This is a genomic window from Trichocoleus sp. FACHB-6, from assembly GCF_014695815.1.
GTDB classification, from domain to species: Bacteria; Cyanobacteriota; Cyanobacteriia; order Cyanobacteriales; family FACHB-T130; genus Funiculus; species Funiculus sociatus.
The window spans coordinates 23,513-44,932 of the sequence record NZ_JACJOY010000097.1; the positions used below are offsets into that span (position 1 = coordinate 23,513).

Sequence of the window (21,420 nt, forward strand, 5' to 3'; positions counted from 1 at the left end):
TTCCGCTTTTTTGCAATCGCTGTATCCTCAAGCGCGATCGCTATACTCATCAAAGAGTAAGCTGTATAATATGACACATCCCCAAGTATTCGAGCAATCTATCGAAATTAATGCTAGTGCAACTGTAGTTGAACAGTGCATTACTGACAATGAGCTGATGCACCGATGGTTGAATCCAGTTTTGCGTTGCGAACCAGTGGGGGAGTGGCGAACGGATTTAGGAAGTAAATGTCGCTTTATTATTCAAATTCCGGTGTTGCGGTTAAGCTTAAATTGTACAATTGTGGAGCGGCAACCGGGGCTGATAGTCTGGGGATTTGAAGGATATTTTAAAGGACGCGATCGCTGGGAATGTCAACCCGTCTCCCAGAAAACCCTCTTGCTAAATCGCTTTGAGTTTGAAATTCCCAACCCCTTAGTACGCTTTGGCTTTAACACCTTTGCTACTACCTGGACTCAAAAAGATATGCAAGCTCAACTGCAACGCCTCAAACGAGTCGCAGAGGAAATTAAGAATTAAATTAGCTAATAGCTATTAGCCATCACCGCCCAAATGTTTCAGCAGCTGGCGAATCAAAGGCGCATCCTCAGCATTAGGTAGCATTGCCAAATAAATGTTCAAATCCTGGGATGCCTCTGCCCAACGCCCCAATTGATAGTATAAAAGACCGCGATCACGCAATTCCACTGGTGCATCTGGAAACAACAGCAAAATTCGCTCGACTGTAGAAAGCGCTTTTGGCAAATCCTGGCGGTTCATGTAAATCATTTTCAGATTCGTCAGCATCCGCGTCAAAAAGCGCCGGGAACTCACTGGGGCGATAAAATTCCCTTGTAGCTCCACTGGTTGCTGATAAATTTGGGCAAGTCGCTCTTTGCAATCCTGCTCAAATAGAATCTCGCCACGATTAAAAGCATCCACGAAAATTCCTACATCCTCAAATTCTGGGCGAATTAAGAAATGTCCTGGCATTCCCACACCCACCATCGGAAAATCTATCCGCCGTGCAATCTCCAGATAAACTAGCGCTAGGGTAAGTGGAATGCCTGTGCGTCGGTCGATGACATCATTTAAAAAGCTGTTGCGCGGATCGTAGTAATCATCTGTATTACCGATAAAACCTAAGTCGTCGTAGAGATATCGGTTTATAGTTTGGATCGTCCGCATCGGATACCGTTCGGCAGGTAAGCGTTCTTGTACCTCAGCTGCCATAGTATCGAGAGCATTAAGATATTCCTCTAGATCGAGGTCTGGATACTCTTCCTGTGCAATATCCAGAGCGGCTTTTGCCAGATTGATTTGCTCATCTGGCTGATTGATTTCCTGGTAAAAAGATTGACGTGCTGATGAAAAATTCATTATAAATCTGTGATTAACCTTGCTTTTCTCAGGATAAATGTAAGTACAGTTTCTTCTCTAGAAATAATATCTGCTGTAATGTCCATCCCTGGTTGGACGGTATATTGGCGAGCGTCTTTGTTTAATTCTGTTTTTAGAGGCTGAATGGTCACTTCGTAAAAAGGCAAAACGGCCCCAGATATAGTAGTTTCGTTGCTTTGAGGAGTTGTGGCATCGGGAGCGATCGCACTCACTTTCCCTTTGAGCGTACCGTAATCTGGATAAGGATAGGCAGAAACTCGCAAGGATAGGCAGAAACTCGCATCTATACCTGTTGACCAACCGCAATAGCAATATCCTCCGGGAAAACGCGAGCTTTAAGCTTTAACTACTATAGAGGTGTTGCTGGGCGTAATTTTGGCAATCGCTTCAGCTTCCAGCACCACCTGACCCCATTTCCCTGATTGGTAGTGCCAAGAGTGGACTTACCTCTGGTCTTTTCTTAGGCATTGCAGGTATTAACATTGGCACTTATGTAATTGCATCGGTTTATTGAATATAAAGTCAATATCTTTTATGGCCCTAGCCGTGAATTTGAGTTATGAGTTTTGAGTTAAGATTCAAAATTCAAAAGTAAAAACTTATGAAATATGCCGTCGTCCATGAGTGGTTGACCCCTAAAGCCACCGGAGGATCGGAACTCGTTGTCAGAGAAATCCTCTCTTCACTAGATGCCGACCTCTACGCCCTAATAGACTTTGAATCTACCAATCCCGAAAGTTATTTATTCAAGCGCCCCATAGGTACAACCTTCCTGCAACACCTGCCACAGGCTAGTAGTGGCGTACAAAAATATCTTCCTTTGCTGCCCCTAGCCATTGAACAACTCGACTTACGCAACTATGACGTAATCCTATCCTCATCCCACGCCGTCGCTAAAGGAGTCCTCACCAGTCCGCAACAAATGCACATCTGCTACTGCCACACGCCCATGCGCTACGCATGGGATTTGACCTTTGACTACCTGAATAGTAGCCGACTGGGAGGCGGCGTTCCTGGCATCCTGACGCGGTATCTGCTCCACCAGCTGCGTCAGTGGGACGTAGTTTCAGCCAACCGAGTTGACTACTTTATTGCCAACTCCAAACACACAGCTCGTCGCATCTGGCGCTGCTACCGCCGACCGGCGGAAGTAATTTATCCACCAGTCAATATCGAGCGATTTTCCTTTCAGCCGCAAAAAGAAGATTTTTACCTTACCGTTTCCCGGCTGGTGAGCTACAAGCAAGTATCTTTAATCATCCGATCGTTTAACCAACTAGGACACCCGCTAGTAGTGATTGGTACTGGACCCGAACTTGACAAGATGCGCCAGCTAGCGCAACCAAATGTAAAAGTGTTAGGGCCGCAGCCAGATGACGTTGTTGAGAGGTATATGGCGCAAGCAAAAGCGTTTGTGTATGCAGCCTGTGAAGATTTTGGCATAGCGTTGGTAGAAGCTCAAGCCTGCGGCACTCCAATAATTGCCTACGGTGCTGGCGGGGCGCTAGAAACTGTCTTGGATATTCGGCAACACCCGACCAAGGGAACTGGCTTATTTTTCCCCTCCCAAACAGAAGCGGCTTTGATAGAAGCAGTAGAAACTTTCGAGGCCTCCCAGAAGTCGTTTAATCCTCAGAAGGCTCGGTTAAACGCTGCTCAGTTTGCTGTTCCCGCCTTTCAGGCGTTATACCTAGCCTTTGTGGAGCGCTGTTTACAGGAATTTCAATCATCCTTAGTTCGCAGTTATTAGTCTTTAGTTAGTTACTCTATTGCTAAGGACTAATGACTAATAATTGGTGACTGGTGACTTAAATTCCACTTCTTAGAACACAATTCGCTGTCTTCCGGTGTCTTGTGGCTTTATGATCGGGACTGTGTGGTGTGATGTGAAGGAGTAAGATGACTGCCGAGAGCCAACTTATCTCCGGCAAGACGTTATTGGCGCTGGTGAAACGAGGGTTTCACCCACTGACGCCGATAGGTAGACAAAGAGGTTTGAGCAAACACCGCGACCTCTCTCTACAACGTCTAGACCGAGATTCCGTTAAACGATGTTTTGATGTTGTGTTTTCGCTATCGGTTTTGATTTTGTTTTCTCCGGTTTACCTGCTGTTGGCCTTGCTGATTGCCCTCAGCTCGCAAGGGCCGATTTTTTATATTCAGGAACGTGTGGGGAAAGACTATAAGCCTTTTAGGTGTATCAAATTCAGAACGATGGTGGTGAATGCAGACGAGGTGTTGGAGCAAATGATGGCAACTTCACCGGATCTGCGTGAGGAATTTGAGGACAATTTCAAGCTCAAAGATGACCCTCGGATCACCTGGATTGGTAAATTCCTAAGGGTGACTAGCCTGGATGAGTTTCCCCAGTTCTGGAACGTTCTCACAGGGGACATGAGCGTTGTCGGGCCAAGACCTCTAGTTCCAGAGGAACTGTCAAAATACGGGAATCAAATTGATAAAGTTTTGATGATTCGCCCTGGAATTACCGGATTGTGGCAAGTTTCTGGACGCAACGATATCCCCTATCCCCGCCGAGTGCAGATAGATGTCTATTACGTCAATGCCAGGAATTTCTGGCTCGATCTGTGCGTGGTGATAAAAACGATTGGCATTGTCATATCCCCCAAAGACAATGGTGCCTACTGAAAAATAGCTGAGCCGATGTGCAACTTTACAGCTCATACCCCCCATAAATTGGGGGGCTAGGGGAGATCCAAAGAACAGACCAACTCATGTGTTGCTTCCCCAAAAGAGCTTAAAAAGCGTCCGAAAGACAGGGTGTAGGGAAAGCGATCGCTTTCCCCAAATCTTCGGGCAAGAAAGGGGGGCTTATCCTAGTTGCACATGGCATTAGCTGATTATCAGCAATTTATTAATTTGCTGGTGGTGCTTGCTTTTGACCGCTACAGCTTTTCTCCCTGCCGCAGAAGGGCTGTAGATTTTAGTGTGGGCATTTATATACCAAGTTACATCCTTATAACTAAAGTTTTTTCCCCTGTGCTGATCTCTTCTCCACCCTAGACCTGGAAAATTCTCAGTCTACCGTCGAAATACGTAAGTTTTATTTTGATTCTGGGCATACTCTACGTATATTCCTGATGTTCTCCGAGAAATTTTGAGTTAACTTAAGTAGTGACTTAGGGATTTCCTCTACTGATAGAGGGATTTTTCACAAAATTGGGTGCTGTTCGCTCTCGTAGATGGCGAGAGAAAATCAAAAGAGAATTTAGAGCTGTTGTCAAGACAATTATTTGGTCAGAGGCTATAGGGAAGATTAAGTATGACGCAACGCAAGATCGCACTAATCACTGGTATTACTGGACAAGACGGTTCCTACTTAAGTGAGTTATTGCTTGAGCAAGGTTATGAGGTTCACGGTATCATCCGCCGGACTTCTACGTTTAACACAGACCGCATAGACCATATGTACGAAGACCCTCACAAGGAGGGCGTGCGGTTGTTTCTGCACTATGGCGACTTAACTGATGGCACCACCCTGCGCCGGATTTTAGAGGAAGTCAAGCCAGTAGAAATTTACAATTTGGGCGCTCAATCTCACGTAAGGGTCAGCTTTGACTCGCCGGAATATACTGTCGATGCGGTAGGGATGGGGACGCTGCGCTTGTTGGAAGCAATTAGAGACTACCAGCAGCGTACCGGGATTGAGGTACGTTTCTATCAGGCGGGTTCTTCTGAGATGTTTGGTAAGGTGCAGGAGGTGCCTCAGAAGGAAACGACACCTTTTTACCCCCGCAGCCCTTATGCTTGTGCCAAGGTTTATGCTCACTGGCAAACGGTAAATTATCGGGAATCTTACGGCTTATTTGCCTGTAACGGGATATTATTTAACCACGAGAGTCCGCGCCGGGGCGAAACGTTTGTAACGCGAAAGATTACCAGAGCGATCGCTCGCATCATTGCCGGAAAACAGAAAAAAATCTACTTAGGTAATCTCGATTCCAAGCGGGACTGGGGCTATGCTAAAGACTACGTAAAAGCAATGTGGCTGATGCTCCAGCAAGAGGAGCCGGATGATTACGTGGTAGCAACTGGAGAAACTTACTCAATTCGCCAATTCCTAGATGTTGCTTTTAATTACGTCAATTTGGATTGGCATGACTATGTAGAGTTTGACGAACGCTACCTGCGTCCAGCAGAAGTGGAGTTACTCATCGGCGATCCGACTAAGGCTCTAGAGAAACTAGGCTGGAAACCTTCTGTTACTTTTGAAGAATTAGTTCATTTGATGGTGGAAGGGGATATGCAAGCTTTAGGCTTAACTTCACCTAACGGTAACGGTTCCCACTCCCCTCTGGATATGGCTACGATTCGCCAGGCTGCCGGTAGTATGCACGACTAGAAAGTTAAAAGTTAGGAGTTATGAGTTATGAGTTATGAGTTATGAGTTTATTCATAACTCATAATTTTTAGCAGATATCCAAAAATTTAGGGAAGGATGGTCAGAAAATATGGCTACTTTAGATTTGAGCAATAAACGGATTCTAGTTACGGGTGGGGCTGGTTTTTTGGGGCGTCAGGTGGTGGAACAGCTGAGGTTAGCAGGGGCAGACCTAGAGAAGATTACGATACCGCGATCGCGCGATCATGATTTGCGATCGCTCGAAGCTTGCCAACGCGCTGTCGAACACCAGGATGTCGTGATTCACCTCGCAGCCCACGTCGGCGGCATTGGCTTGAATCTGGTAAAACCTGCTGAATTATTCTATGACAACTTGATGATGGGCGCTCAGCTGATTCATGCCGCCTATCAAGCTGGTGTCCAAAAGTTCACCTGTGTTGGCACTATCTGCGCTTATCCCAAGTTTACACCAGTGCCATTCCAAGAAGATGACCTTTGGAATGGCTACCCGGAAGAAACCAACGCCCCCTACGGCGTTGCTAAGAAAGCTTTATTAGTTCAACTCCAATCTTACCGACAGCAGTACGGCTTTAATGGTATTTACCTGTTGCCAGTAAACTTGTACGGCCCAGAAGACAACTTTGACCCCAAGAGTTCCCATGTTATCCCAGCTTTGATTCGCAAGGTACACGAAGCCCAAATTAGGGGAGATAAGCATCTACCTGTATGGGGCGATGGTAGTCCTACCCGCGAGTTTCTGTACTCAACTGATGCTGCTTTGGGTATCGTCATGGGTACGCAGGACTACGATGGTACAGAACCCGTGAACCTGGGAACAGGTTATGAAATTTCCATCAAAGAGTTGGTAGAACTGATTTGCGAACTTATGGGCTATGAGGGCGAAATTGTTTGGGAAACAGATAAGCCCAATGGTCAACCACGCCGCTGTTTAGATACCGAACGGGCTTGCCGAGAATTTGGCTTCACCGCCAAAGTTGACTTCAAGCAAGGTCTAAAAAATACCATTGAGTGGTATCGGCAACACGCAGAGTAAGTCGAAAAAATCTGAGTGTGAAAAACCCGTTTTGTTTAACAAAACGGGTTTTTGTGTTGTCAGTATCCAAAATCTTCTTACCGAGCACCCAGCAAGCCTCCTAGGATAGGGAGACACTAAGATGGAAGCTAGTATAATCTCACAACCACCCTATCCATAGAACTGGTGAACAAAGTTGATAATCATCTAGATAAAGTAGAATTACGGCAATCGCTTCTCAAAAAACGGCAATTTATGCCTGGGAGAAAATGGAGAGAAAATAGCGATCGCATCTGCACTCACCTGCAATCCTCGCCTCTATTTACTCAGGCTAAAACTGTCCTCGCTTACTTCAGCTTTCGACAGGAACCAGACCTCAGCCCTTTATTTGTAGATAATCGCAGATGGGGATTTCCCCGATGTGTTGGCGATTCCCTGATGTGGCATATCTGCACACCTGGAGAATCGACGAGCAAAGGAGCTTATGGTATTCTTGAACCGCATCCAGATGCTCCCATTTTGCAACCAGATGAAGTTGATTTAATTCTTGTACCTTCTGTGGCTTGTGATGTTCGCGGATATCGCTTAGGTTACGGTGGTGGTTATTACGATCGCTTGCTAAGTTCATCCCAGTGGGCGCACCAACCGACTATAGGGATTGCATTTGAATTCGCTATTTCGCCGGAATTACCTATTGATGAGTGGGATAAACCCTTGCATGGCGTTTGTACAGAAACGGGTTTGAGGATGATGCCATGAATCAAATCTCCAAATTTCTGATTTCCGCGCAGAGGAAAATTTCCTCTGCGCTCTAACCACCTACCTTTAGCAACCATTCGGTTAGACCAATATATTTCCATAATACGACATAATACTGTTAATTACAAGTGTTTTTAGGAAAATAATTGATAAATTTTTGGCAGTAAAAGCGCAATAGTTGATAATTTAGAGATTGCCCATTAATTGGAAATATAAAGTGTAATTGTAGATGAATAATTACCAGGCTAAAAAACCAAAGAGCCAAGCTAAAAGCTCAAAAATAACAACTGTGTGGATGTATGGGATATTGGGAGCGATCGCGCTGATTATGCTTTTCCCTCTGATTTGGCTTATCAGCACATCCCTAAAATCCCCATCAGAAAACATCTTTCAATTTCCGCCCCAGCTGGTGCCAAGCCAACCGACATTCCAGAACTTTGTGCAAGTTTGGCAAACAAATCCCTTTGGGCAGTATTTGTTTAACAGTACCCTAATTGCAGTCCTGACAGTGGGCTTAAATTTGCTGTTTTGCTCCCTCGCCGCTTACCCGTTAGCGCGGCTAAATTTTCGGGGACGCGACATGATTTTTGCCGGAGTTGTCTCTACTATCATGATTCCGTTCCAGATAGTGATGATTCCCCTGTATATTTTGACGGTGCAACTGGGTTTAAGAAACACTTATTTGGGAGTTATTTTACCAAGCGTCGCATCTGCCTTTGGGATTTTTCTACTGCGCCAAGCTTTTCAAGGAGTCCCCAAAGAACTCGAAGAAGCTGCCCGGATGGACGGCTGTTCTGAGTTAGGCTTGTGGTGGCACGTAATGCTTCCAGCAATTCGTCCAGCATTGGTCTGCTTGGCTCTTTTTGTTTTTATTGGTTCTTGGAGTGACTTTCTTTGGCCTTTGATTGTCCTTGATAGGCCAGAATATTACACTCTTCCTTTGGGTGTTGCTAATCTTGCCGGGACATTCTCTCTAGATTGGCGATTAATTGCCGCTGGGAGTGTTATTTCAATTGCGCCAGTACTGCTAGTTTTTCTATTCTTGCAGCGTTACATTGTGGCGACAGATACTGGCAGTGGCGTTAAAGGTTAACGCCTTTTTAGAAGCAAGGAGTATTTTTGGATTTATATGGACTCAACTCCAAGACAGAAACGGATAACTCCAGTCTCTCCCAATCCTCTGCGGTTGATTTTAGCCCTTTAAACGCTGAGGGTAAGACTACCGCTATAGCCGCAGGCGCAACCATTTCCCGCATCCGGTGAACCATCGGCAAAAAATAAATCTGGAGTTTTCCGGAGGAGACTACTTTGCTAATGGAAACAAAAATTAGTAGATGCACCCTGATGTTTGCCCCAGGCGATAAGCCTGGGGTTTTTCTTTTTGAGGGTTGAGATTTTGTGGGTGGGTAGGCTTAGATTACAAGAACAACGAGCCATCGCAGGCGCTGAAAAGACAGGAAACTATAGAAGGAAATAGTCCTGTGAAGATTTTGTCATAATCTCCTACCTGTCAGGTTGCAAGCGGGAAAAAAGATTTTGCCAGTCTAGGGAGTCAGCGCTATTTTCTCCCTCTTTCACCTCAAAAGTTACGTTACACGCTTTGGGTTGTTCTAAGGCTTGTATGCACAACTCGGCAATATCTTCCCGGCTCACTTTACCCCGGATGTTGTCGCCTTGCTCGAAAATTAATTGCTTACCTCCTGGTTCTTCAGTCAGCGCACAAGGTCTGATAATTGTGTAAGGGATTCCACTTTCTCTAACGCTATCTTCTCCACGCAATTTCCAAGTTAAAATTCCTCCGAGTTGCTCGTTCATTCTCACCGCTGGCGGTTCTTCTTCTAAATTAATTCCAGGGCGGCCAGGACGAGTTACACCTGCTGAACTGATCATGATAAATTGAGGTAAAGTTTCACCACCGTAAGCTTTGATGGATTCTACTTGTAGGGCAAAGCCACCGGGAGAAAATTTGGGATTTAGCCCACCATCGTATTCAAACTTGCTCAACATGAATTGAAACGAGCAAATTTTACTGGAATTGATTGGCTCTCCATCTGTCAAAGTTTTGGCACGGAATACAGGAATTAAGTCGGCGAAAGGTACGCGAACATTAATCCAAGTATTTGCTACGGTATCGAAGGAATGGCTGTAGGCAACTCCATCCCATTTAGCTTCTGTACGAAGAAAGAATTTATATCGTTTTCCGTCGCCTCTGACGCGCAATTCTATACCTTCGTAACCAGCTAAATCAATTGGTGACTCGAAGTTTTTCGTGCGAATTGAAGCAAAGCCGCCGGAGTTTTCGGTTGACACGTTTCCAGCAAATAGTACAGTGTTTTCAACCAGTTGGATACCACTCTGACTCACGCCACCCATAACAACATCATCCACTGCACCCCAAGTATTTTTGATGTCATCCGATGGGTTGGTAAAATCAAATATCAGTTTTTCGTCAGCTCCTCCTTTATTATTGGAGGAAAATTGCTCAGAGGCGGCTTGTACTAAGTTTTTAATGCCTTGATAGTCTACAATTTCGGGCTTGTCCACGACTTCAGGCATATAAAATTTAATACCTTGATAATACTTAGCTCGATCTGGCGTGTCGCCTTCGACTGGCTGCACTTTGACACCCGTGCAACAGACAATGGCTGTTACGTTTTGCATCATTGCGGAAGTGAGAGTTTCTGGGATGGTGATGTCTCCCTCGAACAATTCCACGTTGTCGCCAAGTATTTCCTTTGCTCTATGGGCATCTCTGACAAGCGAGCGCACTCTATAACCGCGCTCAACCAGTCGTCGCACTACTCGCTTACCGACTCCGCCTGTCGCCCCTGCTACCAGTATCACTCCCACGCGCTTTTCTCCAGTAGGTCTGTCCTTATTATCCTTGGCACGACCTTGAAATAACCGCTGTAGACAACTGAGGAAAGGGATAACCTCGAAATAGGCAAGGGTTTGCAAAAATCTGCCAAAATCCCATTTAGAGCGATTGTTTTGATTTGACATTTTATTCTCAAATGCACATATATCTTTTTGATAACAGATAAGATTGAGGCATGGAGCAGGAAGATCGAGAAATAACCGCAGATATAAAGCTATTAATATTGGACATGGATGGTACTGTGAGGCAACCGCTCTCAGGTAATAAGTTTATCCAGCGTCCGCGCGATCAACAGATTATCGAAGGTGTTGAGAATGCGATCGCATATTTCGCCGCTACTGGTTGGAAAATTGTTGGCGTGACAAATCAAGCTGGTGTCGCCAGTGGCAAAAAATCTCTCCAAAGTTGCATCAAAGAACAGCAGTACACGCTGGAGTTATTGCCAGAAATCGAAGAAATTTATTTTTGTCCAGATTTTGATGGTAGAAAGTGTTTCTGCGTAACGAAGAACGGGCATAATTACTGCAAGCATTCAGAGTCTGGAAATTTCCGCAAGCCCAACCCAGGAATGCTAAATTTGGTTATCCAAAAATATTCACCTGTCTCAGTTTTAATGGTAGGCGATCGCAGTGACGACAGAGAAGCAGCTGCAAAAGCAGGCGTAAAATTTCAGCAAGCCGAAAGCTGGCGACAAACCTATGGCGATGCTGATGTTTGAACCGGCTAGCTATGGATGCGATCGCTATCAGCTAGACTGACTGATTATCGGATGCTTGCTGCACTTGCTCCACAGTCAAACCTAATACGCCTGCTATTTGTTCTACAGTCAACCCCAATGCCAACAACCCTGGCACGGATTCTAACTTACCCTCTATTTTGCCTTCTTCCAAGCCTTCCTGCTTGATGGATTGATACATCCTTGTCTGCCTGAATTCGTCGTCTATTTCCAACATCTGCGCCAACTCCTCGCGGCTTAGCCGGGTAAATTTGTACAACAAAATAGTCTCTATTAATTCTAAAATTTTTCGCCTGGGTGCTTCATCCGCAAGTTCCTCACGCGCTTGCAAAATCAACTCTCTGCCTCGGTTAATCGCTGTAGCTTCGCTTTCCACAATTAACTGCACAACTGCAATTTCCAGAGAGTTTTCTGCTGCGTCCCCCAACTCATTCAAATACACACGCTGCACTTGCGTACTCTCTAGTAACAACCGATACGGTTCTTCGTCGCCTGTCTCTATACTTCGAGTAGGATAGATAACGACGGCACGCCAAAAGTTAACAGATTCATTTTGACGCAGGTAAAGGAAGATTTCTGCAAAGAAGCGTCTGTAGAAAGTTGAATCTTGTTGAAACTGGACTTCTACAAAGTAAACTGGTTGAACAGGATATTCTAGATTGGAGACGAACACCCCATCAATCCTAAAAGCTGTTTCTTTGAGTTCAACTGAGGTGAATTGATAGGCATCGACATCCGCACTTGTTACGCCAATCAGTTCAAAAAAGATGCTAGGAAATTCCTGAAATAGGCTATAAAATATTTTATCAGTTCGCACAAGTTAAATTATTAAATAATCGCTAGGAATTATTGGATTTTACCAGTTAAGTATAAAATATAATTCTTTTCAATTTTGGTTCAGCACCATATTAATTTTAGAATTGCATCGCGGCGCTTGATAGTAGCTACAGAAAAGTGTAATTGGCACTTCGGGGGTAGCGATCGCTATCTTACTGAGGCAAAATGTCAGTAAGATCATTCGTTGCAAACCATGCTTCAGTTTCAACCTCTCGGCTTTGAACAAAAAGTTATCGAAACCTCGCTGGGGTCAATGGTTTACTACAGCGCACTAGACCAACCTTGGTCCTTACCCCGACAAGGTGCAGATTTGCCGCCGTTAATCTTCCTGCATGGCTTTGGTGGAGGATCGTCTGCTTATGAGTGGTCGAAGGTGTACCCAGCTTTTGCTACCACTTACCGCGTGTTAGCTCCGGATTTGATAGGCTGGGGTCAGTCGGCTCATCCAGTTCGAGATTACCAAGTTGCAGACTATCTCAAGACGCTAACTGAGTTTCTGGAAAAGATTTCTATCTCGACGGGAGAGCAAGGCTTTGCGCCGCTACAGGTGGTAGCTTCTTCTCTGACCGCTGCTATTACTATTCGCCTTGCTATTCAACGCCCGGATTTATTTAAGACACTGTTTTTGGTTTGTCCGTCTGGGTTTGCCGACTTTGGGCAAGATGCGGGGCGCAGACTACCGCTTCAGGTAATTGGTACTCCCATATTAGATAAGTTGATTTATACGCTTGGGGCGACGAATGAAGTGTCGGTGAGGAACTTTTTGGAACGGTTTCTCTTTGCCAAGCCAGAGCGAGTTTCTCAAGATATAGTAGAGGCTTTTTTGGCATCAGCGCAACAGCAGAATGCAGAATATGCGGCATTAGCATTTTTGCGGGGCGACCTTTATTTTGACCTGTCGCTATATATTCAACAGCTGACAGTTCCCACTTACGTTCTTTGGGGAGAGGAAGCGCAATTTACTAAGCTTCGACTGGGGCGGCGTTTAGCTGGGCTAAATAAACAAGCAATTTCCGTGTTTCAACCAGTTCCGGGAACAGGAGTTCTACCGCATTTAGAGCAGCCAGAGTTAGTAATTGGATTATTACAACATTATCTGTCAGCAACTAATGGCTAATAGTAAATAAGCTTTTCTAGCAATGAGCCAATAGTCTTAGCTATTAGCTATTTCAAACTGATGCCTGACAACTTTTCTCTGAACTAACTACTAATTTAGGATAAGCAATGCGTTGGTGATTGTACTGTTGCCAGACTTGCACGAAGACTTGGGCAATGCAGGTTAAATCTTCTCGCGTTAGCCCAGAATCTACTAACTGGTTATCTTGCCAACGGGCGCGGAGGATTTTGTTAATCATCGCTAGCGCTTGTTCCGGTGTGGCTTCTTTGAGACTTCGCAACGCCGCTTCGCAGGAATCCGCCAACATCATCACCCCAGTTTCCCGCGACTGGGGAATTGGGCCGTCATAGCGGAAATCCTCCTCCCGCACAACTTTACTGGGGTCTTTTTCGGCGATTTGCTGCGCTTGGTGATAAAAATAGGCAATCAGCATTGTTCCCTGATGCTCCGGGATAAACGCCCGAATCGCTTTTGGTAAACGACACCGCCGCGCCATCACCTCACCTTCGGTAACGTGCTTTTTGATAATTGCTGCACTTTTCCAGGGGTCATTAATCTCATCGTGCTTATTTGGCCCACCCATCTGATTCTCAATAAATCCTAATGAGTCGTGCATTTTGCCGATATCGTGGTAGAGTGTACCCGCTCTGACGAGTTCCACGTTACAACCGAGTTTCCGGGCTGCCGCTTCTGCCAGCGTAGCCACGAACAGGGTATGTTGAAAGGTTCCGGGGGCTTCAGCAGCTAATCGTTTCAGCAGGGGACGGTTGGGGTTAGCAAGTTCTGCCAGACGAATCGGTGTAACCAGGTCAAAGACGTGTTCAAGATAGGGACTAAGACCAAGGGCTACAATACTCCAAGCTAAACCGGAAAGACCACATAAAGCAGCTTCTTGGAGGACGGTGTACCAAATTGAACCAGCAGCTGCACTGAAGATAAGATTTACCACTAGGTAGACAGTGCTTTGAGTTAATCCTACGCCAACACCTACAAAAGCCAACTCTTCGCGCGATCGCATTCTCCCAGCCAACAGGCTTACTACTATCCCACCCGCAATACCAGCCAGCAAATAATCCCAGCCGATTTTCAGGCTAATTGGTAACACGGCACTCAGCAGCCCCACAACCGTGATGCCCAAGGCCGAACCGTAAAAGCTGCCCACCAGTAAACCAACAGCTGCCAAGTTCGTGTAGCGAATACCCAAACTCACCAGCACTGGCGTACTCAAAGTTAGCAGCAACACCAGCAGGTGATCTCGTTGCCGCATTTTCCGGTGAAATCGGCGTTCCACCAGCCAGAAAGTACCAACAGCACCAGTGATGAGAATCCCAAACCCCAGCACACCAGGCAAACTGATGCCCCGGCGACTCAATTTGAAATAATCTAACAGCACAAAATCTGCTTGAGAAATTACCTCACCAGCTCGGACAATCGCCTCGCCTTTGTGCACCATCACCATTTGCGGCTTTACAGCTTGTGCTGCTTGTTCTGCGAATAATTTCGTTTGTTCTTGATCTTCGGTTAAGTTAGGTCGCAGCGCCCAAAGCAACAACTGGTTGGCTACAGGCTCAGCTTCGATGGGAACCAACGAACGCAGATGGACTTTCAGCGCCTCCTGTAAGATACTGTCAGGTAAGCCTGGAGGAATGCCTTGGGTAAGAATGCGTTCGGCAGCTTGCAGGATTCCCGTTTGGGTTTGTTGCCAGACATCATTTGATAAGTCAAGCAGGGAAACATCGTAGCGACTTCTGGCTTTGTCTGTTTCTGAGAGCGCAGCTAAAGCCTTGTCGTAGCGAGCGCGTGCTTGGGTAATTGTATCAATCAGGATGGAAAACTGTTCCGGGCTAGCCGTCTTATAGTAGGCTCGGAGTTCAACCGCAGCTGGTGCTGTAGAAGCATTTAATTGCTTATCGGCATCAGGCAATGACCCCAACTGAGATTGGTTAACATCCATATCGGTGTTAACTGCTGCCAGCACAGCCCGCCACTCCCATTCCGGACATTTACGGAGGGCAATCTGCGTGGGATATGACAATACATTAGCCGGAACTAAAGGAAAAAACCCGGCGATTTGTCGAAGGTCGTCCGCGGTGCGAAGCGATCGCTCCAGATCCTCGTACACCTGTTGAGTGACATCTTGATTTACCATCAAGATTGGTACAGCACCTGTGCGAGCAGCTTTGCGTTTTTCTTCCGTAGTTTTGAAATCCTCAATGCTGGCATCATAGGGAGCGCGGATGGTTTGAGGAGCTGTCTTACCGACATCCAGCTTCGGAGCATTGTAAAAGCGTTGTCCCATCGTCCCCGTGAGAGACACCACTGCCAGCATCCAAACGAACTTGGGACGGTTTCCTCGCCTACGAAGTGTAGAATCAATACCTAGCCGCAAGCCTCGCGCCGATCCATCTGTTGCTCGACGAGATGAGCGGGATGGAAAAAGATTGCGAATAGGCTGGTTCGTTCGCCGCCATTGATCAAGCTGATGTGTCAATGACTGAAGCGTCTTCATAGTATAGTTATGACTGCCGTTTCAGGCGACAGGCGTGGTGAGAGGGAGCTAACTTTGCTTGGGTTCAAGGCATCTAACAGCAATCTTTACCTCTAGGCGGCACCCGATTGTTGGCTTCTTCCTACCTTACAGAACTCCGATGGGAATGCCTAGCCCCCTGTGGGGAAATAATCTTATCAGATTTGATTTCCTTTTACCAACTATAATCTTGGCATCTATTTTTGGGACTAAAAAAAGTTAACGCGGCTGAATTACGCGCGGAGCTGCCACAGCGCTACTTAGAGACGCAAAATTTTGTGTGTCTACATCTGTAGAAGGGTCATAAACACCAGACCAAACCCCAAAGAGGCGGTCGGATAGTTGCAGCAATTGGGCTATTGACGTGATTCCCCAATGCTGTTTACAAGGTAGCCGCCATCCCACAGGAATGCCCGCTGTAGTGTTATACGCTCCAGACATTGCACCGACTAAACCGCAGGTAATCTGGGTTTGGTAGCCGCTACGAGCCGCACGGGCGACACTGAGTCGAAAATCTTCTAAGGTGCTAAGGAAGCAGTAAAAGGCTAAGGCAATTGGGGTACTATTTGGCTGAGAATCCCGACACAGTTGGGTTACAGCCATCTCTAAGCCAGCGCCCTGCTCTAATAATATTTGAACTGCACCCAGTTGTTCCACCAGAGGTGTCTGGGAATTTTCTAGAAAGGCGAGGGTTTTGGGAATTAATGTGGCGGGATTCAACTTTTCTCTGAGAGATTGCGCGATCGCATATCCCACCGCCAACACCGCATCCTGCAATTCTGGCTCGTCTGAAAAAACGCTGGCAACTTGTTGCAAGTTTTGCCGCAGTTTCGCTTTATACTCGTGGGAAAATAACACGACAGTTAACGTCGAAATAATTGCTTCTGTAGAGACGGGATTCATCGCCTCTGGTTCCAATAATTCCCTTTTGAGGCGATACCAATCTTCTAAATCTAATCTAGATTGCTTAATTAAGCTTTCTGCACCCAAAACCGCGATTTTGCCCCAGCCAGAAGAATGCTGCGGCTGTTTTTTGCCTTTATAGGCGTAATTTTCCCCAATTGCAGCCCCCAATAAGGTGCCGCGAAATCGACTTAAAAGTGAGTAGCGCATGATTTCTATGGTAGACTACGCAGCCGGTCCATAAAAGCCTAAAGCTTGCCGCTTACTCATGGAACGCGGCGGCTGGATTTATCTTTTCCCAGCCTTTCCCGCAAATAAGGCGTCTAGCGCCCAGTCCTCGCTATCCAAGAAAGTCAGATGGGTGAGGATCTGATGATTCTTAGTCTGGAACCATCTAAGTAGAGAGAAGGCGATCGCATTTTCTCTATAAATTTTCTAGCGTTACTACTTCTCCAGTTTTTAGGTTTCTAAAAAACGGGATTCCCGCCCAAACTTCTATATTAAAGCTGTAAGATGAATTGTAGTCATTTATGATGTAACATCCATTAAAGCCGCGAGTTCTATTTAAAGATATATTCCAGCAAGTAGGATACACGCCCCAATATTCATTAACTTCCCCAAATTTATTTTTATGGGATTCTAAACTAACTTTATAAGGAACCTCAACAATATCTATAAACTCATACTCATATTCATATCTATTAACTACTTTTTGCACATCTTCCCAAGTTGCAACTTTTAGCTTTTTCTCAAAAATTTGTGAACTTATCCAAGAGTCACCTAACCAAAGCAGGTTTTTAGCTATTGACTCAACGCGATTGGCGTCTTGTTTGAGAAACTCCAAATCTTCAGGAAGTAATACCCGATCTGGAATAACATTCCAAACCTCAAAGAAAGTTTCTGTATTAAGTAAAATAGTAGATTTTTTGATGCCAGGTATTTCTTCAAAAACTTGAATGGCGCTAATCGGTGCCAAGGAATCTAAATATCTGGCTCTGGTAGCTATTTTTTCAACATCAGGTAATTCTTTATTATGGTTTTTAGCTAATTCATATTCTGGAGCCTTAAATAAATCTTCTGGAATAAATCCTTTATTGGCAGTAAGCATATTCTTCACCTTTGAATGTTTCTAGTTAAATTAAACTGCCATAATTGCTTAATGCCTGTAACTTATTACACTTTATTAAAAATGATATTCGAGTATGTAAAAGCAGAGTTTCTCCATCTATCAAAAGGTGTGGATTTACACTTAGCTATCAATCAATTACTCAATTTTTAGATGCGATCGCTATAAAACCTGTCTCGCGTCAGAAGTCAGATGCCAACAACTTAATGTATTGTTATGTGGGTTCTCCTTTGGAATTGACATGAAAAACCTTTTTCATCGTTCCACTCGCAATAAAATACATCGCTTCCAGATTTTAATCGTCATCACTGGCGTTTTGTTTACAGCAACTCCAGCTGGAACCCAAGAGATGCCTACGTCGAAACCTACACCTGTAAGGGTTTATGGGGAAGAACTTTATTTTGCTGATGTCACAGTCAGAGGATACCCAGTTTTTCAAGTCGGAAGTTTGGCGGGACTCAGTGCTAAGGAGCGATCGCAAATTATCAACCGACGTATTGCTAGCGTGCTGGCACAACCCGAAGCTTTAGGGCAAGTCGCCGTCAAGCCCGACGATCCAAAGAAAATCGCCACCTTACAGGTGAATAATCGCGTCTTGATGACGGTGACTCAACAAGATGCCCGCGACTTCAGTTTGCCTGTAGAAGTGCTTGCCCAGAGGTGGGCGAGGCAATTGAATCGGGCTTTAGAGAAACCGTCCCTAGCCATTGATGTCGGACAGCGCCTATATATTACTGTGCGGGATTTGCTGCGCGACACGATTAGCAAGTTGCCGTCAATTTTAGGGGCGCTGGTAGTAATTGGCATTACTTGGGGATTTGCCAAGGGAATGCGTTACGTCACTTTGAAATGGGCGCAAAAGACAGAAGGCGATCGCAGTGCTGAAATCCTCTTAGGACGAGTGGGATACGGTGGTGTTTGGGTAATTGGCTCAGTAGTTGCTCTGGGTGTCTTAGGACTCAACTTTGGAGCTTTACTAGGAGCGGTGGGACTCACTAGCGTTGCTATCGGTTTTGGTCTTAAAGAAATTTTTAGTAATTACATTTCTGGGATGATTTTACTTGCAGGCAGACCTTTTCGTTTAGGCGATCAGGTGGTGATTAAGGAATTCGAGGGAACCATCACCCAAATTCAACTGAGGGCTACAACCCTGAATACCTATGATGGGCGAAAGGTTTATATTCCTAATCAAGAGGTTTTTCAAGCGAGTATTACTAATAACACTGCTTACTCGTATCGGCGCAGTTCGGTAACGGTAGGCATTACTTATAAGGCGGATATCAATACGGCTACGCAAGTCATAACAGATGCTGTTGTCCAAGTTGAAGGGGTGCAGTCGAACCCACCGCCAGAAGTCTTGGTTCGAGAACTAGCTGCTGGCAATGTGGGTATGGAAATACGCTTTTGGGTAAATTCCCGACGGTTAGAGTTTCTAAAGACTACTTCTAGCGCTAATCAGGCAATTAAAGAGGCGTTGCACAAGGCTGGAATTGAGATTCCAACGGAAATTTATACGGTGCTGGTTCGCAATTCCCAAAATGACGCTGCTGGCGATCGCGATTCTCAGCGGTTATTTCCTAATGGCAACCCGATACGATAAATCTCATCTGTAGCTCAGGTATCTTGCCTGCAAAAATAAGGACACGGCACAGCTGTGTCCTTATACAATGGAAAATTAAAAAATAATAAAGTTTTAGACTTTTAATTTTTAATTTTCTTTCAGATAGTGAATCAACGCTTGTAGTCCAAGCAAATAACTTTGTGAACCAAAGCCGCTGATTTGCCCAATTGCCACTGGTGCAATATAGGAATGATGCCGGAAAGCTTCGCGGCGATAAATGTTGCTTAGATGCACTTCAACTGTGGGAAGGTTCACAGCTGCGATCGCATCTCGTATGGCTACGCTTGTATGAGTATACGCCCCTGCGTTAATCAAAATGCCTTGGTGCTGCCCCAGAGCGTTCTGGATGGCATCAACTAAGACACCTTCGTGATTCGACTGGATGATAGAAAGTTTCGCCTGTAGCGTTTGCCCTTCTTGCTCTAACAGGTGGTTAATTTCATCCAACGTTAAAGATCCATAAATCCCTGGTTCTCGCAGCCCCAGCAGGTTCAGGTTTGGCCCGTGCAGTACCAAAACACTTACAGCGCCCAAAGTTTTATGAGTCACTTATTACACTAACGTCTTTGGCGCGATCGCTCGTTTACGGGTATTGGAATTGGTTCCGGTTCCGGCTCGGCCTCCGGCCCTAGCAGCGTTTCGATGAGCTTCCGCGCCCATTCTTTAAGCTTTTCCAACACGTTTTCTATGTAGTCCATTGTACTGACGGCTCCTGCAATACAACCAGGATAAATAGTTTACAACTGGGCAAAATTGACAGTTCTTAAATCCTATTGTACTAATAAGATTTATTATTTTAACCCTAGCACATTAGGAAATAGCATCTCTCTCCCACCATAGAAGAGTGTTTTAGTATCCTCTATCAGTCAAAAGACTGATCGGAGGCTCAGCGGGTCAGCAATTTTCGCCGCAGCAAGTCAAGGGCATTACAAGCGCTGGCATAGCGAATTGAGTCACGTTCTTGAGTTTGACCCAACTGGTACTTAAAACTTGACCCAATGTTATTTGGCCCTGCTAATCCAATGTAGACAAGGCCAACTGGCTTAGCATCCGTACCTCCACCTGGGCCTGCAATACCAGTTATACTTAGCCCCCACGTAGTGGAGAGACGCGATCGCACCCCAACCGCCATCGCTGTCGCAACTACATCGCTTACCGCACCGAATTGGGATAAATCTTCTGGATTGACACCCAAAAGGGAAATTTTTACCGAGTTGTCGTAAGAAATGACACCGCCCAGAAAGTAACTAGAACTTCCGGCGATAGATGTGATCATCTGCCCCAAGCCGCCTCCAGTGCAAGATTCCGCAACCGAAAGCGTCTCACCCTCTGCTTGCAACAACTGCCCCACCACAGAGGCAAGAGTGTCAGTGTCGCTGCCATAATAATCCAGCCCTGCAATCTGCTGCAATTGCTGCGCCACAGGCTCAATTAATCCCAGCGCTTGGGAGTCCGATTCCGCCCTCGCGGAAATTCTCAAGCGTACCTCTCCAAACTCAGCATAAGGAGCAACCGTGGGATTGGGCAAATTGAGAAAAGGGGCAACTTTTTCAGCCAAAGCCGACTCAGCAATTCCCCAAAATCTTAACATCCGGCTTTTGATAATTTCTTTGCCCCAGCCTTGACTTTTGAGATAGGGTACAGCGGTTTCTTGCCACATCCCCTGCATTTCGCTGGGGACACCAGGGAAAGTGAGAATCGTCAATCCTGGGCGGGGTTGCCAGATAATGCCAGGGGCTGTACCGCCTGGATTGGGTAAAATTGAGGCACCGTTTGGCATCAGGGCTTGTTTGCGGTTGCTGGGTGTCATTTGCCGCCCCCGCTGGGCATATTTCCGAGCAATATCTTCGATAATTTCCGGGTTTTCCAGCAAGGGAACGCCAAAAAAATCAGCGATCGCTTCCGTTGTCAGGTCATCCGGAGTCGGGCCAAGCCCACCAGTAAAAATTAAGATTTGCGATCTTTGCAGGGCAATTTCTATGACCTGCTTGAGACGTTCTGGATTATCTCCCACCACCGTTTGATAATAGTGGGGGATTCCCAGAGATGCTAGTTGCTGCGCCAAAAAATAAGCATTGCTGTTGAGGATATCGCCTAGTAGCAGTTCGGTACCAACACAAATAATTTCAGCACTCATAA

The 21,420-nt window shown here is 45.7% G+C and carries 20 protein-coding genes; 10 read left to right on the forward strand and 10 right to left on the reverse strand.

What is annotated here, in order from left to right:
- The first annotated feature begins 70 nt into the window (after positions 1 to 70).
- Positions 71 to 520 (forward strand): SRPBCC family protein, encoded by a 450-nt coding sequence (locus H6F66_RS18905; protein WP_190424153.1) that lies wholly within the window; start codon positions 71 to 73, stop codon positions 518 to 520.
- Between the two features lie 15 nt (positions 521 to 535).
- On the opposite strand, the gene H6F66_RS18910 is transcribed toward H6F66_RS18905, so the two are convergent.
- On the reverse strand, positions 536 to 1,360 hold the full coding sequence (locus H6F66_RS18910; RefSeq protein WP_190424154.1) for a SirB1 family protein: 825 nt from the start codon (positions 1,358 to 1,360) through the stop codon (positions 536 to 538).
- Positions 1,360 to 1,644, reverse strand: a complete 285-nt coding sequence (locus tag H6F66_RS18915; protein ID WP_190424156.1) for a hypothetical protein — start codon at positions 1,642 to 1,644, stop codon at positions 1,360 to 1,362. The genes H6F66_RS18910 and H6F66_RS18915 overlap by 1 nt, the downstream gene beginning before the upstream one ends.
- A gap of 338 nt (positions 1,645 to 1,982) precedes the next feature.
- Here H6F66_RS18915 and H6F66_RS18920 point away from each other — a divergent pair, with 338 nt between their 5' ends.
- The 6 genes from H6F66_RS18920 (at position 1,983) to H6F66_RS18945 (ending at position 8,629) form a co-directional block, all read left to right on the forward strand.
- Positions 1,983 to 3,131 carry a glycosyltransferase gene (locus H6F66_RS18920; protein WP_190424158.1) on the forward strand — a complete coding sequence of 383 codons (1,149 nt, stop codon included), beginning with the start codon at positions 1,983 to 1,985 and terminating at the stop codon, positions 3,129 to 3,131.
- Positions 3,132 to 3,280: 149 nt separating this feature from the next.
- Positions 3,281 to 4,030: a sugar transferase gene (locus H6F66_RS18925; protein ID WP_190424160.1), complete on the forward strand. Its 750-nt coding sequence runs from the start codon at positions 3,281 to 3,283 to the stop codon at positions 4,028 to 4,030.
- A 634-nt stretch (positions 4,031 to 4,664) separates the two neighbouring features.
- The gene (gene gmd, locus H6F66_RS18930) at positions 4,665 to 5,744 is read left to right on the forward strand and encodes a GDP-mannose 4,6-dehydratase (protein WP_190424162.1); all 1,080 of its coding nucleotides are present in this window, start codon (positions 4,665 to 4,667) and stop codon (positions 5,742 to 5,744) included.
- A gap of 109 nt (positions 5,745 to 5,853) precedes the next feature.
- Positions 5,854 to 6,798, forward strand: coding sequence for a GDP-L-fucose synthase (locus H6F66_RS18935; protein ID WP_190424165.1), 945 nt, complete (start codon positions 5,854 to 5,856; stop codon positions 6,796 to 6,798).
- 165 nt (positions 6,799 to 6,963) lie between these two features.
- Entirely contained in the window at positions 6,964 to 7,536 is a 573-nt protein-coding gene (locus tag H6F66_RS18940; RefSeq protein WP_190424167.1) for a 5-formyltetrahydrofolate cyclo-ligase, read from the forward strand.
- Between the two features lie 229 nt (positions 7,537 to 7,765).
- Complete coding sequence (locus H6F66_RS18945) at positions 7,766 to 8,629, forward strand: carbohydrate ABC transporter permease (RefSeq protein WP_190424169.1); 864 nt, start codon at positions 7,766 to 7,768, stop codon at positions 8,627 to 8,629.
- Positions 8,630 to 9,039: 410 nt separating this feature from the next.
- On the opposite strand, the gene H6F66_RS18950 is transcribed toward H6F66_RS18945, so the two are convergent.
- On the reverse strand, positions 9,040 to 10,539 hold the full coding sequence (locus H6F66_RS18950; RefSeq protein WP_190424171.1) for a CIA30 family protein: 1,500 nt from the start codon (positions 10,537 to 10,539) through the stop codon (positions 9,040 to 9,042).
- A 50-nt stretch (positions 10,540 to 10,589) separates the two neighbouring features.
- Between H6F66_RS18950 and H6F66_RS18955 the strand changes: the two genes are divergently transcribed.
- Positions 10,590 to 11,132, forward strand: coding sequence for an HAD-IIIA family hydrolase (locus tag H6F66_RS18955; protein ID WP_199295491.1), 543 nt, complete (start codon positions 10,590 to 10,592; stop codon positions 11,130 to 11,132).
- Between the two features lie 31 nt (positions 11,133 to 11,163).
- Here the strand turns inward: H6F66_RS18955 and H6F66_RS18960 are convergent, their stop codons facing one another.
- Positions 11,164 to 11,967: an Rpn family recombination-promoting nuclease/putative transposase gene (locus H6F66_RS18960; protein WP_190424173.1), complete on the reverse strand. Its 804-nt coding sequence runs from the start codon at positions 11,965 to 11,967 to the stop codon at positions 11,164 to 11,166.
- A gap of 213 nt (positions 11,968 to 12,180) precedes the next feature.
- Between H6F66_RS18960 and H6F66_RS18965 the strand changes: the two genes are divergently transcribed.
- Positions 12,181 to 13,104, forward strand: coding sequence for an alpha/beta hydrolase (locus H6F66_RS18965; protein ID WP_190424175.1), 924 nt, complete (start codon positions 12,181 to 12,183; stop codon positions 13,102 to 13,104).
- Positions 13,105 to 13,156: 52 nt separating this feature from the next.
- Here the strand turns inward: H6F66_RS18965 and H6F66_RS18970 are convergent, their stop codons facing one another.
- From H6F66_RS18970 to H6F66_RS18980, 3 genes are all read right to left on the reverse strand, one after another.
- Positions 13,157 to 15,613, reverse strand: coding sequence for an HD family phosphohydrolase (locus tag H6F66_RS18970; RefSeq protein ID WP_190424178.1), 2,457 nt, complete (start codon positions 15,611 to 15,613; stop codon positions 13,157 to 13,159).
- Between the two features lie 237 nt (positions 15,614 to 15,850).
- The gene (locus tag H6F66_RS18975) at positions 15,851 to 16,744 is read right to left on the reverse strand and encodes an ADP-ribosylglycohydrolase family protein (RefSeq protein WP_190424180.1); all 894 of its coding nucleotides are present in this window, start codon (positions 16,742 to 16,744) and stop codon (positions 15,851 to 15,853) included.
- Positions 16,745 to 16,958: 214 nt separating this feature from the next.
- A complete protein-coding gene (locus tag H6F66_RS18980) occupies positions 16,959 to 17,642 on the reverse strand; it encodes a hypothetical protein (protein ID WP_190424182.1) in 684 nt (227 codons plus the stop codon).
- Between the two features lie 259 nt (positions 17,643 to 17,901).
- On the opposite strand from H6F66_RS18980, the gene H6F66_RS18985 reads away from it, so the two are divergent.
- On the forward strand, positions 17,902 to 19,260 hold the full coding sequence (locus H6F66_RS18985) for a mechanosensitive ion channel family protein (RefSeq protein ID WP_190424184.1): 1,359 nt from the start codon (positions 17,902 to 17,904) through the stop codon (positions 19,258 to 19,260).
- A gap of 108 nt (positions 19,261 to 19,368) precedes the next feature.
- On the opposite strand, the gene aroQ is transcribed toward H6F66_RS18985, so the two are convergent.
- From aroQ to H6F66_RS19000, 3 genes are all read right to left on the reverse strand, one after another.
- On the reverse strand, positions 19,369 to 19,830 hold the full coding sequence (aroQ, locus tag H6F66_RS18990; RefSeq protein WP_347269406.1) for a type II 3-dehydroquinate dehydratase: 462 nt from the start codon (positions 19,828 to 19,830) through the stop codon (positions 19,369 to 19,371).
- Positions 19,831 to 19,838: 8 nt separating this feature from the next.
- On the reverse strand, positions 19,839 to 19,979 hold the full coding sequence (locus tag H6F66_RS18995; protein WP_190424186.1) for a hypothetical protein: 141 nt from the start codon (positions 19,977 to 19,979) through the stop codon (positions 19,839 to 19,841).
- A gap of 188 nt (positions 19,980 to 20,167) precedes the next feature.
- Positions 20,168 to 21,418 (reverse strand): competence/damage-inducible protein A, encoded by a 1,251-nt coding sequence (locus tag H6F66_RS19000; RefSeq protein WP_190424188.1) that lies wholly within the window; start codon positions 21,416 to 21,418, stop codon positions 20,168 to 20,170.
- Positions 21,419 to 21,420 lie beyond the last annotated feature (2 nt).

Bases quoted from the DNA above. Each gene is read 5' to 3' on its own strand.
- H6F66_RS18945 (WP_190424169.1), top strand. From the start codon at position 7,766: ATGAATAATTACCAGGCTAAAAAACCAAAGAGCCAAGCTAAAAGCTCA.
- H6F66_RS18905 (WP_190424153.1), top strand. From the start codon at position 71: ATGACACATCCCCAAGTATTCGAGCAATCTATCGAAATTAATGCTAGT.
- gmd (WP_190424162.1), top strand. From the start codon at position 4,665: ATGACGCAACGCAAGATCGCACTAATCACTGGTATTACTGGACAAGAC.
- H6F66_RS18955 (WP_199295491.1), top strand. From the start codon at position 10,590: ATGGAGCAGGAAGATCGAGAAATAACCGCAGATATAAAGCTATTAATA.
- H6F66_RS18925 (WP_190424160.1), top strand. From the start codon at position 3,281: ATGACTGCCGAGAGCCAACTTATCTCCGGCAAGACGTTATTGGCGCTG.
- H6F66_RS18920 (WP_190424158.1), top strand. From the start codon at position 1,983: ATGAAATATGCCGTCGTCCATGAGTGGTTGACCCCTAAAGCCACCGGA.
- H6F66_RS18965 (WP_190424175.1), top strand. From the start codon at position 12,181: ATGCTTCAGTTTCAACCTCTCGGCTTTGAACAAAAAGTTATCGAAACC.
- H6F66_RS18910 (WP_190424154.1), bottom strand. From the start codon at position 1,360: ATGAATTTTTCATCAGCACGTCAATCTTTTTACCAGGAAATCAATCAG.
- H6F66_RS18970 (WP_190424178.1), bottom strand. From the start codon at position 15,613: ATGAAGACGCTTCAGTCATTGACACATCAGCTTGATCAATGGCGGCGA.
- H6F66_RS18980 (WP_190424182.1), bottom strand. From the start codon at position 17,642: ATGCTTACTGCCAATAAAGGATTTATTCCAGAAGATTTATTTAAGGCT.
- H6F66_RS18975 (WP_190424180.1), bottom strand. From the start codon at position 16,744: ATGCGCTACTCACTTTTAAGTCGATTTCGCGGCACCTTATTGGGGGCT.
- H6F66_RS18950 (WP_190424171.1), bottom strand. From the start codon at position 10,539: ATGTCAAATCAAAACAATCGCTCTAAATGGGATTTTGGCAGATTTTTG.
- H6F66_RS18985 (WP_190424184.1), top strand. From the start codon at position 17,902: ATGAAAAACCTTTTTCATCGTTCCACTCGCAATAAAATACATCGCTTC.
- H6F66_RS18995 (WP_190424186.1), bottom strand. From the start codon at position 19,979: ATGGACTACATAGAAAACGTGTTGGAAAAGCTTAAAGAATGGGCGCGG.
- H6F66_RS19000 (WP_190424188.1), bottom strand. From the start codon at position 21,418: ATGAGTGCTGAAATTATTTGTGTTGGTACCGAACTGCTACTAGGCGAT.
- H6F66_RS18935 (WP_190424165.1), top strand. From the start codon at position 5,854: ATGGCTACTTTAGATTTGAGCAATAAACGGATTCTAGTTACGGGTGGG.